Below are 12776 nucleotides of genomic sequence, written 5' to 3'. Positions count from 1 at the left end.
CCCCGCGCGGGCCGCGGCGGCGGAGCCGACCGGCCGTCAGCGCTTCAGGTACGCCAGCACCGCCAGGACCCGGCGGTTGTCGTCGGCCGAGGCCTCGATGCCGAGCTTGCCGAAGATGCTGGTGGTGTGTTTGGCCACGGCGCTCTCGCTGATGTGCAGGGTGCTCATGATGGCGGTGTTGGACCGGCCCTCGGCCATCAGCCGGAGCACCTCGTGCTCACGCGGCGTCAGGTCGGCGGTGGTGCCCCGGGCCTCGCTGCGGGCCAGCAGCTTGGCGATCACCTCGGGGTCCATCACGGTGCCGCCGGCCGCGACCGTGCGGGCCGCGTCCATGAACTGGGCGGTGTTGGTGACCCGGTCCTTGAGCAGGTAGCCGACCGCGCCCTGCCCGCCGGCCAGCAGCTCCTGGGCGTAGAGCTGGTCGACGTACTGGGAGAGGATCAGCACCGGCAGACCGGGCCGCTCGCGGCGGGCGTGCAGGGCCGCCTGGAGGCCCTCGTCGGTGTAGGAGGGCGGCAGCCGGATGTCCAGCACCGCGAGGTCCATCTGCTCCTCGCGCAGCGCCTTCCGCAGGGCCGGGCTGTTGTCGACGGCGGCGACCACCTCACACCCGTGGTCCCGCAGGGTACGGATCAACCAGTCCCGGAGGAGGAACTGGTCTTCGGCAAGAACGACGCGCACGGTATCTCCAGGGTCGCGGTGGTCGGTCCGCCCTGCGGACTGTGCAAGGCAAGGGTTCCGTCGAAGCTGCTGAGCCTGCGTTCTATGCCGCGCAGGCCGCTGCCCCGGGCGGGATCCGCTCCGCCGTGGCCGTCGTCGGTGACCGTGATCCGCAGTGCGCCCTCGGTGTGGCGCAGGTCGATCCAGACCTCGGCGGCGCCGGCGTGCTTGCCCGCGTTGGCCAGCAGCTCCCCGAGGGCGAAGTAGCCGGCGGACTCGACCGGCGGCGGCAACCGGCCGGGCAGGCCCACCGTGACGTGCACGTCGAGGAAACTGTCCAGGGCGAGCGAGCGGACGGCGTCGCCGAGGCCGCGGTCGGCGAGCACCGGCGGGTGGATCCCGTGCACCAACTCCCGCAGGTCCTGCAGGGCCCGCTCGGAGGTGGCCCGGACCTGGAGCAGCAGGGTGCGGGCGGCCGCCGGGTCGGTGTCGAGCAGCCGGGTCGCGTCGTCCAGCGTCATGCCGAGGGAGACCAGCCGGGCCTGCGCCCCGTCGTGCAGGTCGCGCTCGATCCGGCGCAGCTCGGCCGCCTGGGCGTCCAGTGCCTCGGCCCGAGTGTCCGTCAACTGCGTGATCCTGCGCTCCAGCTGACTGGTGTACGGGGCGGTGAGGGCGCGCCTGGTCCAGCGGGCGTGCCAGGCGAGGGCGCGCGGGGCGAGCCGGAGGCCGGCGCCCAGGAACGCCAGGCCGAGCGCGGCGGAGGCGAGCATCGCCCCGGTGGAGTGGACGTGGATGAAGGCGTACCAGTTGCCGTCGTCGATCCGGCGCCAGATGAACGGCTGCACCAGCAGGCCGAACAGCCCGTAGTAGAGCAGCGTGAGCGGGAGGACGACCAGCGTGCCGCCGACCCAGGGCTCCAGCAGGGCCCACCGCAGGTCGCGCCAGAAGCCCTCGGAGCCGAGCAGGGTGGCCGGGCCGCGGGCCGACCGCTCCGGGTCGCCGACGGCCGGTGGCTCGGAGGGACCGACCGCGACGCCGGACCAGGTCACCGCGAGGAGCCGCTGCCGGTCGGCGAGCCGGCGCAGCCTCCGGGCCGCCGCGGGCAGCACGCCGAGGCCGACCCGCACCGGGACCAGCGCGAGCACGCAGAGCACCAGCAGGCCGGCGGCCGCGACGACCAGGCCGCCCAGCGAGAGCAGCTGGCACCGCCCGGCGGCGATCCAGCCACCGCCGCCCGGGCGCCCGTCCCCCCTTGCCATGACCACCTGTCGCTCCGTCATGTCAGCGCGCCCCGTGCGCTGCCGGAACCGTCATCCTAACCGTTGGTGCGCGCAGCACCCAGGGCAGCGCAGCGAGCAGGCAGGCCGCGCCGAACAGCAGCATGGCCGTACCGGAGTCGTCCGGCATGAAGACCAGCATCCCGAGGTTGACCAGGGCGTGGAAGCCGCCGGCCAGCAGCAGCCGGTTGCTCCGCACCCGCTCCAGGGCGAGGCCGAGCAGCACCGACATCGCCACGGTGGCGGTCAGGAACCCGCCCGCGTACGCCGGGCCGCGCGTGAACGCCTGCACGTGCCAGCCGCCCCAGACCAGCCCGACCAGCACTGAGGCGGTCAGCGGCCCGAACCGGGTGCGCAGCAGCGGCTGGAGGAAGCAGCGCCAGCCGATCTCCTCCCCGCAGGCGCCGACCAGTTGGGCCGGCACGATGAGCGCGAACGGATCCGCCAGGCCGCGCGGATCGGTGAACGCGAGGCTGCCGTGCACCACCGCGTAGCCGGCGCTGCTGAGCGCGATGATGAGCGGCGCGCAGAGCAGGACCAGCGGCGCGGTGCGGTCCCGCCTGCCGGGCGGGCGCCCGGGCGGCGGGCCGGGCAGGGTGCCGGCGAGGCGCTCGCGGGCCCGGGAGGGGCGGAGCAGAGCCACCATCAGGACCCCGAGGGCGGGCCCGAACTGGGTGAGCTGGAGGACCTCCTCGGGGACCCCCGTCGAGGGTTGGAGCGCGCCGAGCAGGCCCGCGCCGAGGAAGGCGACGAGCACGTACAGGCCTGCCTCGGCCTTCCACCGCGGCCGCCCCCGCTGTCGTCCGACTCCACGGAGGAGGTCCTGCCGGTCGAGTTGGTTGAGCTGGTCGAGCTGGTTGTCGCGTCCGTTCCACATGGGTCCGCCCCTTCCGGGTGTTCGCCGTTCGCCGTCACCATCGACGATCCCGGTTCGCGGGCCCGCTGACACTGCGTCCAGCTGCCCGGTCGGGGTGGGTCCAGACACACCCCTGCCGTGGCCGGCCCGGAGCGCGCGGCAGGCCGGGCGCGGCGCCGGTCCGCCGGTTCCGGGCCCGCCGCGCCTATGCTCGCGGGGGCTGGACCAGGGCGGACGCGCGACCTCGGAGGACCGGGACCGTAGGCATCGACACCGTAGGCATCGACACCGTGGGCGTCAGGACTGCAGGCGTCAGGACCGTGGGCGTCAGGACCGTGGGAATCGACACGTGGGCAACAGGACCGTGGGCATCAACAAGGAACGCATCGTCAGGGCCCTGACCTTCTGGTTACGGCCCGCCTTCGCACTGCGGGTGGTCAACCGCTTCCAGCGGCTGGTCGGCTTCGACCGTTCGATGGCGCTGGCCTCCAGCGCCCTGTCGGCGGTGGTCCCGCTCTCGCTCATCGCGGGCGTCCTGCTGAAGCACTTCGGCTTCCCCGACACCGCCCAGCGGATCATCCACCGCTACCACCTGACCGGCGGCGGCGCGCAGGCCGTCAGCTACGTCTTCTCCCCCGACGCGGACACCACCGCCGGGGTGGGCGTGTTCGGCGTCGTCTTCCTGCTCGTCTCGGTGCTGAGCTTCTCCCGCGCGGTGCAGCGGCTCTACGAACAGGCCTGGGAGCTGCCCCCGCTCAGCGTGCGCAACACGCTCAACGGGCTGCGCTGGGCCCTCGTGCTGGTCGGCTACCTGGCGCTGAGCAGCTGGGTCTTCGCGCTGCTCGGCGCCGGGCCGTTGGGGCTGCTGGCGGCGACGGTGCAGGCCCCGCTCTCCTGCCTGTTCCTGCTCTGGAGCGGCCGGACGCTCACCGCGAAGCGGACCGGCCTGGCGCAGCTGCTGCCGTTCGCCGCCATCGGCGCGGTCGCCGAGGCCGGCTACTCCGTCGCCACCAGCGTGTACCTGCCCCGGGTCTTCGACTCCTCCGCCAACCGGTACGGCGCGATCGGCGCCGTCTTCGCCCTGCTCACGGCGCTGTTCGGGATGATGCTGGTGCTGGTCGCCGCCGCCGCCGCGGGCCGCGAGGTGCGCGACGAGCTGGACCGGATCGGCCGCGGCGAGCGACCGGCCGACGACGAGGTGCGCCGGCAGTGGCAGAAGGTGCTGGCCCAGGCCCGGTTGAAGTGGGCCACGGCCCGCGAGCAGTGGGCCCACCGTCGTGGGCACGAGAGTTGACGTACCGTCGGACAACGGCGCGAGCGACTTGTGCTGGTCGACCGGGCGCCGACGGCGGCCGAGGCGCCCGAGGAGGAGGTCAGGCTCGCCGACCTCCGGGGCCAGGGCGCGGTCGAGGCGGCGCTGGCCGGGGTGGACGCGGTGCTGCACCTCGGCGGGATCGCCGACGAGGCGCCGCTGCCGCAGCTGCTGGAGGTCAACGCGCTGGGCGCGCACCACGTGCTGGAGGCCGCCGTGGCGGCGCGCCCTCACCAGCGCGTGTCGGCGGGGAGTTCCGGGAGGGGCCAGTCGGGGTCGGGCGACCAGCGGGGCCAGCCCCGGGCGAACGGGCCGGCGCGGTCCTCCAGCAGGGCCAGGGCGCGGGAGCGGGCGGTGGCGACCTGGCGGTCCAGCGCGTCGTCGACCATGCCGAGGCGGCGGACCTGGGCGTACTCCTGCTCGTCCTTCCACCACCAGGATCCCAGGTCGGGGGTGGCCAGCAGGTCCAGGCAGAGGTCGAGGGTGTCGATGCCCAGGCCCCGGCGGCGGACGAACGGGAGCTCGAAGTTGACGTACCAGCGCAGGGGTTGGTGCGTGCCGGCGGACTGGAAGCAGTGCACGCTGAAGTGCTCGCCGGTCAGGAAGTACGAGAGGAGCTCGGTGTGCTCCCAGTAGTAGGGCGCCAACTGCCAGCGCCCGCCCGCGAGATCGGTCAGGCCGCGGGCCCGCATGGCGTTGTCGCCGGTGCGGTGGGCGGCGATCCAGGTGATGGGGGCGAGGCCGACGATGCCCGGCCAGTAGGCGAGGGTCAGCACGGCGCCGGTGTCGTCGAGGACGCGTTGCGGCATCGCCGTCCACACCCGCCCCATGTGCACATCGCGGCGAATGGCCGTGTCACCTGCGGCGAACAGGTCGTTGCTCACGTCTGTCATGGTGCCCGGTCCGGGCGGTGACCACTCCTTCGGACGGGCGCACCCGCCGAACCGGGCGCTGCCGGTGCGCCGTTGACCGCCCTTGCCGGGAACTCGGCGGCACCGCACAGACGTTGTCCGGGCCATGAGCATGCTCTTCGGCACCGTGGGCGGCCTGCTGATCCCGGCCCTGGTCACGGCGTTCGCCCTGCTCGCTGGCCTGGCCCGGCGGGTGCTGGCCCGCGCGCGGCCGGCGGCGGAGCGCGGAGCGGCAGCGGGCGCCACCGAGGAACTGCACGCACTGCTCTACCCCGGCAAGCGGATCCAGCTGGAGCAGCGGCAGGTCGAACTGGTGCTGCGGGAGGACGAGCACGACGGCGCGCCGGCCCGGCACGGGATCGACCTGGCCGGCGGGCGGGCGCTGCTGCGGATGCGGCGGAGCGCCGCGAGCGGTGGAACCGAGTGACGGTCAGCTGACGGACCGTCATCTGCGAACGCCACCACGGGCGACTCAGCCACCGCCCCGCTCGCCCAGGCAGACGCCCTCGATCAGCCCCTGTTCGGCTATCCCGGCGAGGAAGGCGAGCACCTGCTCGGCGGCCACCTCGGCGAACTCCGCGCTCAGCGCCGCCGTGATCGCGCCGGCGCCCCGGGAGCCGTCGCAGAGCCGCAGCACGGCGGCGGACCGCTCGTTCAACAGCAGCACGCCCTCGGGATGGAGCAGCACGGGCGGGTCGCACGCCCCGTCCTCGGTGAGTCGGACGCCGGTGCGCAGCCGCCAGCCGATCGGGTGGGCCGGGGAACCACGGCCGACCCAGGGACCGTCCGCGGTCCCCCAGGCTCCGCCCATGGCCTAGACGCCCGCCCCGGCGGACCGGCCCCGGCCGGGTTTCTCGCGGACGGCGCCGCGGACGGCACGGCGGCCGCGCCCGGCGGCGACGGCGCGCCGCTCGCGCAGCCCGTAACGCACTGGGACCGCGATCCCCGCGGTCACGTCGGACGGGCCGGTCGCACCAGTCACACTGGTCAGACAGGTCATGCGGGTCGCACCAGTCCCACTGGGCACACCAGTTGCGCCGACCTCGCCGGTCACCCCTGGCACGCCTGGTGCGCCGAGAACTCCGAACACCCCGGCCGCGCCGGTCGTCTCACGGATGGTCATCCGACCACCACCGCCCCGCGCTGCCTGCGCCCCCGCCGCCCAGCTCCCATCGGCTGCCCCCATTCGTGCTGCAGTGCAGCCATCGGTCCTGCTGCGTATACGGCCGGTTCCATGATTTCGCCAGATGGGGCACCCCGGCAATCACCCCTTGGGGTGAATCCGGCCCGCCGGCCGCATCCGAACCCACGATCAGGCCTTCTCCGGCCCATCCCCCCGAGCGTCCGCCGCCAGTGGGTTGCGATTCCAAACCCACTCCCGCTAGCGTGCGGCCATGCACTCAGTTGGAGAATCAAACCCTATAGCCGACCCACCGGTCCGGCCCTCTGCCGACAGCTCCAGCACCCCCACCACCCAAAGCACCCCCACCCCCGGCACCACTCCCCCCACCCCCGGCACCCCGCGCTCCGTGCTGCTGGTCGTCGCCACCGCAGTCTTCGTCGCCAACCTCGACCTCTTCATCGTCAACGTCGCGCTGCCGGCGATGAACCAGCACTTCCGGGGCAGCACCCTGTCCGCCCTCTCCTGGGTGCTGAACGGCTACGCCATCGTCTTCGCCGCCCTGCTGGTCCCGGCCGGACGGCTCGCCGACCGGCTCGGCCACCGGACCGGCTTCCTGGCCGGCCTGGCGCTGTTCACCGGCTCCTCCGCGCTCTGCGCGCTGGCGCCCGGCGTCGGCTGGCTGGTCGGCGCCCGGCTGCTGCAGGCCCTCGGGGCCGCCCTGTTGATGCCCACCTCGCTCGCCCTGCTGCTGGACGCCACCGCCCCCGAACGCCGCACGGGCGCGGTGCGCGCCTGGGCGTCGATCGGCGGCATCGCGGCGGGGCTCGGCCCGGTGCTCGGCGGCCTGCTGGTCGAGGCCGACTGGCGCTGGGTGTTCCTGGTCAACCTGCCGGTCGGCGCGGCCGGACTGGTGGCCGGCCGACGGGTGCTGCCCCGGCTGCGCGGGCGGGCCGAGGAGCCCTGGCCCGACCTGCTCGGCGCGCTGCTGCTGACCGCCGCGATCGGCCTGCTCGCCGTCGGCCTGGTGCGTTCCGACAACTGGGGCTGGGCCTCGGCCCGGGTGCTCGGCAGCCTGGCCGGCGCCGCCGCCCTGGTGGCCGGCTTCCTGTGGCGCTCGGCCCGCCACCGCGCGCCGGTGGTCGAGCTGCCGCTGCTGCGGGTGCCGGTCTTCGCCGCGGCCAACGCCACCGCGCTGCTCTTCACCGTGGCCTTCGCCGGGATGCTGCTCACCTCGGTGCTCTGGTGCCAGCAGGTGTGGGGCTACTCGGCGCTGCGCACCGGCCTCGCGGTGGCGCCCGGCCCGCTGCTGGTGCCGCCGATCACGCTGACCGCCGCCCCGCTGCTGCGCCGGTTCGGCGCCGGGTGGTTGGCCGCGCTCGGGCTGCTGGCCTTCGGCGCCGGCCTCGGCTGGTGGGTGGCGGCGATCGGCACCGCGCCCGGCTACGCCGCCGAGCTGCTGCCCGGCATGCTGCTCACCGGCGTCGGTGTCGGCCTGGCCCTGCCCACGCTGATCGGTGCCGCCGCCACGGCGCTGCCGCCGACCCGGTTCGCCACCGGCTCGGCGGTCACCACGATGGGCCGTCAGGTCGGCTCGGTGGTGGGCGTGGCGGTCGTGGTCAGCCTGCTCGGCACCCCGCACTCGGCCGCCCAGGCGCTCGACGCCTTCCGGCACGCCTGGTGGGCGCTGATCACGGCCACCGCGCTGGCCCTGCTCGCCGCCGTCGCGCTGGCCGGGGCCCGGCGGCAGGGGTAAACCGCCACTGACGGCTCCTCAACTGACGGTCCACCAGCCACGTGCCCCCGGACGCCCCACCCCGATGGCCCGCCGCCGCCCCCGGTGCCAAGCTCGAACCAGCACCAGCACCAGCACCAGCACCAGCACCCGAGCCCAGCATCCAGCACCCGACGCCCCGTCAGCCCAGCACACCCGAGGAGATCCGCGATGTCCGAGCGAGCCGCCGCCCACCAGGGGGCCGCCGGCCGGGCCCCGGCCGTGGCGGATCCCCAGCACCTGCGCAACGTGGTGCTGGTCGGGGTGAGCGGCTCGGGCAAGACCACGCTGACCGAGTCGCTGGCCCTGGCGGCGGGCGCGCTGACCCGGGCCGGCCGGGTCGCCGACGGCAGCACCGTCTCCGACCACGAGGAGATCGAGCAGCGCCGCCAGCACTCGGTGCGGCTCTCGCTGGTTCCGCTGGAGTGGCAGGGCGTCAAGATCAACCTGATCGACCCACCGGGCCACGCCGACTTCCTGGGCGAGCTGCGGGCCGGGTTGCGGGCCGCCGACGCCGCCGTCTTCGTGGTCTCGGCGACCGACCCGGTGACCGGGCCCGTGCTGGCGCTCTGGCAGGAGTGCGCCGACGCGGGCCTGCCCCGGGTCATCGCCGTCACCCACATGGACGCGGCCCGGGCCGACTTCGACGAGGTGCTGGCGGTCTGTCAGCAGGCCTTCGCCGACGGCCGGGCGGACGCCGTGCAGCCGCTGGACCTGCCGGTGCGCAGCGAGGGCCGGGTGCGCGGCACGGTCGAGCTGATCTCCGGCGAGACGCACGGCCGGGCCGAGCCGCTGCCGCCGACCGGCCCGGCCCGGGAGCGGCTGGTGGAGGCGATCGCCGGCGAGGACGACGAGCTGCTGGAGCGCTACCTGGGCGGCGAGGAGCTGGACCAGGGCGCGCTGACCCGCGGCCTGCGCGGCGCGGTGCTGCACGACGCGATCCACCCGGTGCTGCCGCTGACCGAGGACGGCACCGGCGCGGTGGACCTGCTGGACCTGATCGTCTCCGCCTTCCCGGCCCCGCCGGACCGCCCGGTCCCGGAATCCCTGAACGGCACAGAGCCGCTGACCGCCCCGGCCGGCGACCCGGCCGGCCCGCTGGTCGCCCAGGTGGTGCAGAACACCGGGGATCCGTACGTCGGCCGGCTGAGCCTGGTCCGGGTCTTCAGCGGCACCCTGCAGCCCGACCGGGTGCTGCGCGCGGCCGGTGCCGACGGTGTCGTCGCCGAGGAGCGCTCGGCCGCGCTGACCAGCCCGTTCGGCAAGCAGCAGCGCCCGGTGGACCAGGCCCTCGCGGGTGACCTGGTCTGTGTCGGCAAGCTGACCTCGGCCCGGGTCGGCGACACCCTGGCGGAGCCGGACGGCGCGACGGTCCTGACGCCCTGGCAGCTGCCCGAGCCGCTGCTGCCGGTGGCGATCGAGGCCCGCAGCCGCAGCGACGAGGACAAGCTGTCCCAGGGCCTGACCCGGCTGACCGCCCAGGACCCGACGGTGCGGCTGGAGCAGAACCCGGACACCGGCCAGCTGGTGCTCTGGTGCACCGGCGAGGCGCACGCGGGCGTGGTGCTGGAGCAGTTGGCCGGGCAGCACGGCGTGCAGGTGGACCAGGTGCCGTACCGGGTGGCGCTGCGGGAGACCTTCGGCGGGCCGGCCACCGGGCACGGCCGACTGGTCAAGCAGTCCGGCGGGCACGGCCAGTACGCGATCTGCGAGCTGCTGGTGGAGCCGCTGCCGGGCGGCGCCGGCGTCGAGTTCGTGGACAAGGTGGTGGGCGGCGCGGTGCCGCGGCACTTCGTGCCCTCGGTGGAGAAGGGGGTGCGGGCGCAGTTGGAGCAGGGGGTGGGCGGCGGGCGCCCGCTGGTGGACGTCCGGGTCACCCTGGTGGACGGCAAGGCCCACTCGGTGGACTCCTCCGACGCGGCCTTCCAGTCGGCCGCGGCGCTGGCCCTGCGGGACGCCGCGGCGCAGGCCCGGCTGCGGCTGCTGGAGCCGGTGGCCGAGGTGGGGGTGCTGGTGGCGGACGAGTACCAGGGCGCGGTCTTCAGCGACCTGTCGGTCCGTCGGGCGCGGGTGCTGGGCACCGAGCCGGCCGGACCGGGCCGCAGCCTGCTGCGGGCGGAGGTGCCCGAGCTGGAGCTGACCCGGTACGCGGTCGACCTGCGCGCGCTGACCCACGGCACGGGCTCCTTCACCCGCACCCCGCTGCGCTACGAGCCGGTGCCGCCGGCGGTGGCGGCCAAGCTCGCGAAGGAGTGACTCAGGGCGCGAGCAGCCGCACCGCCTGCTCGCGCATCTCCACCTTGCGGACCTTGCCGGTGACGGTCATCGGGAACCCGTCGACCAGGTGCACGTGGCGCGGGATCTTGTAGTGCGCGAGCCGACCGGTGCAGAAGGCCCGCAGGGCCTCGGCGGTGAGCGGTTCGGCGGCGGGGCGCAGCACGATCCAGGCCATCAGCTCCTCGCCGTACTTCTCGTCCGGCACGCCGATCACCTGGGCGTCCACCACGTCGGGATGGGTGAGCAGGAACTCCTCGATCTCCCGGGGGTAGATGTTCTCGCCGCCGCGGATCACCATGTCCTTGATCCGGCCGGTGATGGCGAGGAAGCCGTCCTGGTCCATCACGGCCAGGTCGCCGGTGTGCATCCAGCCCTCGGCGTCGATCGCCTCGGCGGTCCGCGCCGGCTCCTCCCAGTAGCCGAGCATCACCGAGTAGCCCTTGGTGCAGAGTTCGCCGGCGCTGCCGCGCGGCACGGTGGCGCCGGTGACCGGGTCCACCACCTTGACCTCCAGGTGCGGCCCGACCCGGCCGACGGTGCTGATCCGCTGCTCGAAGGTGTCGTCGCCGCGGGTCTGGGTGGAGACCGGGGAGGTCTCGGTCATCCCGTAGCAGATGGCCACCTCGCTCATGTGCATCCGCTCGATGACCTGCTTCATCACCTCGGCCGGGCAGGGCGAGCCGGCCATGATGCCGGTGCGCAGGCTGGACAGGTCGTGCTCGGCGAAGCCGGGGTCGTTGAGCTCGGCGATGAACATGGTGGGCACGCCGTAGAGCGAGGTGCAGCGTTCGGCGGCGACGGCGGCCAGGGTGGCGGCGGGGTCGAAGGACGGCGCGGGGATCACCACGCAGGCGCCGTGCGAGGTGGCCGCCAGGTTGCCCATCACCATGCCGAAGCAGTGGTAGAACGGCACGGGCACGCAGATCCGGTCGGCCTCGGTGTAGCCGCACAGCTCGGCGACGAAGTAGCCGTTGTTGAGGATGTTGCGGTGCGAGAGCGTGGCGCCCTTGGGGAAGCCGGTGGTGCCCGAGGTGTACTGGATGTTGATCGGGTCGTCCGCCGTCAGTCCGGCCTCGACGGCCGCCAGTTCGGCCGGGTCGCGCAGCTGACCGAGCCTCAGCACCCGCTCCCAGGACTCCTCGCCGATCAGCAGCACCTCGCGCAGCCCGGGGCAGTTGGGCGCGGCCTCGGCGAGCATGCCGGCGTAGTCGGAGGTCTTGTAGACGGGCATCGCGACCACCGTGCGGATGCCCGACTGGCGCAGCACGTACTCCAGTTCGTGGGTGCGGTAGCTGGGGTTGATGTTCACCAGCACGGCGCCGATCCGGGCGGTGGCGTACTGCAGCAGCATCCACTCCGGGCAGTTGGGCGCCCAGATGCCCACCCGGTCCCCGGTCCGCACGCCGAGCGCGAGCAGGCCCAGGGCCAGTACCTCGGTCTCGGCAGCGAACTGCCGGTAGGTCCAGCGGCGGCCGCTGGGGACGTCGACCAGCACCTCGCGCTCGCCGAACCCGGCCACCGCGCGCAGCAGGTTGGCGCCGATGGTGTCGGTCAGCAGGGGGGTGTCGGTGGGACCGCTGGTGTGGCTGGGCGCGGCGAGGGTCATCGGGCGACTCCGGAGGGTGCGGATGCTCTGGCGCTGAGAGGCTGCCACACCGCGGCGGCCGGTACCAGACCCTCCGGCGGATCACTTCAGCAGGCGGGAGAGCCTGCGGTCGGCCAGCGGCTTGCCGCCGGTCTGGCAGGTGGGGCAGTACTGCAGCGAGGAGTCGGCGAAGGAGACCTCGCGGATGGTGTCGCCGCAGACCGGGCAGGGCTGCCCGGTGCGGCCGTGCACCCGCAGGCCGGTCTTCTTCTCGGCCTTCAGCTCCCCGGCGGCCAGCCCCCGGGAACGCTCGACGGCCTCCCGCAGGGTCCCGCCGATCGCCGCGTACAGCGTCGCGGTCTCCTGGCCGGTGAGGGTGGCGGCGAGCTTGAAGGGGGACATCTTCGCCGCGTGCAGGATCTCGTCGGAGTAGGCGTTGCCGATCCCGGCGAGCACGCCCTGGTCCCGCAGCACGCCCTTGAGCTGCCTGCGCTCGCCGGCCAGCAGCTCGTGCAGCAGCTCCTGGCTGAAGCCGGGGTCGAGCGGGTCGGGACCCAGCCGGGCGATGCCCGGCACCTGCTCCGGGTCGGTGACGCAGTGCACGGCCAGCCGCTTCTGGGTGCCGGCCTCGGTGAGGTCGAAGCCCTCGGCGGGGTCGCCGGCCAGCCGCACCCGCAGGGCCAGCGGTCCCTTGCCGGGCTTGGGCGGCAGCGCGGGGAGGTGCTGCTGCCAGCGCAGCCAGCCGGCCCGGGCCAGGTGGATCGCCAGGTACAGGTCGCCCGCGGTGAGCACCAGGAACTTGCCGCGCCGCCCGACGGCACTCACGGTGCGGCCCTCCAGCGCGCTGAGCGGCGGGTCGTAGGTCTTCAGCACGTTGATCGCCACTGGGAGGACCTTGGCGATCTCCCGGCCGACCAGGTGCTCGGTGAGGAAGGCGCTGAGCGCCTCGACTTCCGGCAGTTCCGGCATTCCGTCAGTCTGCCGGGCGCCCGGCGCGGATCCCG

At 74.3% G+C, this 12776-nt stretch carries 11 protein-coding genes and 1 pseudogene; 5 read left to right on the top strand and 7 right to left on the bottom strand.

The genetic code is table 11. The features are described from left to right. Nucleotides 1–36: 36 nt before the first annotated feature. From FHX73_RS37340 to FHX73_RS37330, 3 genes are read right to left on the bottom strand one after another with little or no spacing between them, the layout of a single operon-like run. A complete protein-coding gene (locus FHX73_RS37340; RefSeq protein ID WP_145910492.1) occupies nucleotides 37–681 on the bottom strand; it encodes a response regulator transcription factor in 645 nt (214 codons plus the stop codon). Further along, the gene (locus FHX73_RS37335) at nucleotides 633–1940 is read right to left on the bottom strand and encodes a sensor histidine kinase (RefSeq protein WP_246214122.1); all 1308 of its coding nucleotides are present in this window, start codon (nucleotides 1938–1940) and stop codon (nucleotides 633–635) included. The genes FHX73_RS37340 and FHX73_RS37335 overlap by 49 nt, the downstream gene beginning before the upstream one ends. Before the next feature lies 1 nt (nucleotide 1941). Continuing rightward, complete coding sequence (locus FHX73_RS37330; protein ID WP_145910491.1) at nucleotides 1942–2814, bottom strand: CPBP family intramembrane glutamic endopeptidase; 873 nt, start codon at nucleotides 2812–2814, stop codon at nucleotides 1942–1944. 328 nt (nucleotides 2815–3142) lie between these two features. Here FHX73_RS37330 and FHX73_RS37325 point away from each other — a divergent pair, with 328 nt between their 5' ends. Together FHX73_RS37325 and FHX73_RS47570 are read left to right on the top strand one after the other, a co-directional pair. Continuing rightward, the gene (locus FHX73_RS37325) at nucleotides 3143–4087 is read left to right on the top strand and encodes a YihY/virulence factor BrkB family protein (RefSeq protein WP_246214121.1); all 945 of its coding nucleotides are present in this window, start codon (nucleotides 3143–3145) and stop codon (nucleotides 4085–4087) included. Nucleotides 4088–4117: 30 nt separating this feature from the next. After that, nucleotides 4118–4303: pseudogene (locus FHX73_RS47570) on the top strand (NAD-dependent epimerase/dehydratase family protein); the annotation flags it as partial. A gap of 32 nt (nucleotides 4304–4335) precedes the next feature. Here FHX73_RS47570 and FHX73_RS37320 read toward each other — a convergent pair. Then, nucleotides 4336–4989, bottom strand: coding sequence for a DUF402 domain-containing protein (locus FHX73_RS37320; RefSeq protein WP_170305255.1), 654 nt, complete (start codon nucleotides 4987–4989; stop codon nucleotides 4336–4338). A 133-nt stretch (nucleotides 4990–5122) separates the two neighbouring features. Here FHX73_RS37320 and FHX73_RS37315 point away from each other — a divergent pair, with 133 nt between their 5' ends. Further along, entirely contained in the window at nucleotides 5123–5443 is a 321-nt protein-coding gene (locus FHX73_RS37315) for a DUF6191 domain-containing protein (RefSeq protein ID WP_145910489.1), read from the top strand. 45 nt (nucleotides 5444–5488) lie between these two features. Here the strand turns inward: FHX73_RS37315 and pqqD are convergent, their stop codons facing one another. After that, nucleotides 5489–5827, bottom strand: a complete 339-nt coding sequence (gene pqqD / locus FHX73_RS37310) for a pyrroloquinoline quinone biosynthesis peptide chaperone PqqD (protein ID WP_145910488.1) — start codon at nucleotides 5825–5827, stop codon at nucleotides 5489–5491. A 718-nt stretch (nucleotides 5828–6545) separates the two neighbouring features. On the opposite strand from pqqD, the gene FHX73_RS37305 reads away from it, so the two are divergent. Together FHX73_RS37305 and FHX73_RS37300 are read left to right on the top strand one after the other, a co-directional pair. Next, nucleotides 6546–7892 carry an MFS transporter gene (locus FHX73_RS37305; RefSeq protein ID WP_246214120.1) on the top strand — a complete coding sequence of 449 codons (1347 nt, stop codon included), beginning with the start codon at nucleotides 6546–6548 and terminating at the stop codon, nucleotides 7890–7892. 189 nt (nucleotides 7893–8081) lie between these two features. Further along, complete coding sequence (locus tag FHX73_RS37300; RefSeq protein WP_145910486.1) at nucleotides 8082–10166, top strand: elongation factor G-like protein EF-G2; 2085 nt, start codon at nucleotides 8082–8084, stop codon at nucleotides 10164–10166. A 1-nt stretch (nucleotide 10167) separates the two neighbouring features. Here FHX73_RS37300 and FHX73_RS37295 read toward each other — a convergent pair whose 3' ends face one another. Next, nucleotides 10168–11793, bottom strand: coding sequence for an AMP-binding protein (locus tag FHX73_RS37295; protein WP_145910485.1), 1626 nt, complete (start codon nucleotides 11791–11793; stop codon nucleotides 10168–10170). 81 nt (nucleotides 11794–11874) lie between these two features. Continuing rightward, nucleotides 11875–12741, bottom strand: coding sequence for an Fpg/Nei family DNA glycosylase (locus FHX73_RS37290; protein WP_145910484.1), 867 nt, complete (start codon nucleotides 12739–12741; stop codon nucleotides 11875–11877). Between the last annotated feature and the right edge of the window lie 35 nt (nucleotides 12742–12776).

Source organism: Kitasatospora viridis, assembly GCF_007829815.1.
GTDB lineage: Bacteria > Actinomycetota > Actinomycetes > Streptomycetales > Streptomycetaceae > Kitasatospora > Kitasatospora viridis.
This window is presented reverse-complemented; position numbering and strand designations above follow the sequence as displayed.

Coding starts and splice junctions, on each gene's coding strand:
- FHX73_RS37335 (WP_246214122.1), bottom strand. CDS start 1,940: ATGACGGAGCGACAGGTGGTCATGGCAAGGGGGGACGGGCGCCCGGGC.
- FHX73_RS37330 (WP_145910491.1), bottom strand. CDS start 2,814: ATGTGGAACGGACGCGACAACCAGCTCGACCAGCTCAACCAACTCGAC.
- FHX73_RS37315 (WP_145910489.1), top strand. CDS start 5,123: ATGAGCATGCTCTTCGGCACCGTGGGCGGCCTGCTGATCCCGGCCCTG.
- pqqD (WP_145910488.1), bottom strand. CDS start 5,827: ATGGGCGGAGCCTGGGGGACCGCGGACGGTCCCTGGGTCGGCCGTGGT.
- FHX73_RS37300 (WP_145910486.1), top strand. CDS start 8,082: ATGTCCGAGCGAGCCGCCGCCCACCAGGGGGCCGCCGGCCGGGCCCCG.
- FHX73_RS37295 (WP_145910485.1), bottom strand. CDS start 11,793: ATGACCCTCGCCGCGCCCAGCCACACCAGCGGTCCCACCGACACCCCC.
- FHX73_RS37290 (WP_145910484.1), bottom strand. CDS start 12,741: ATGCCGGAACTGCCGGAAGTCGAGGCGCTCAGCGCCTTCCTCACCGAG.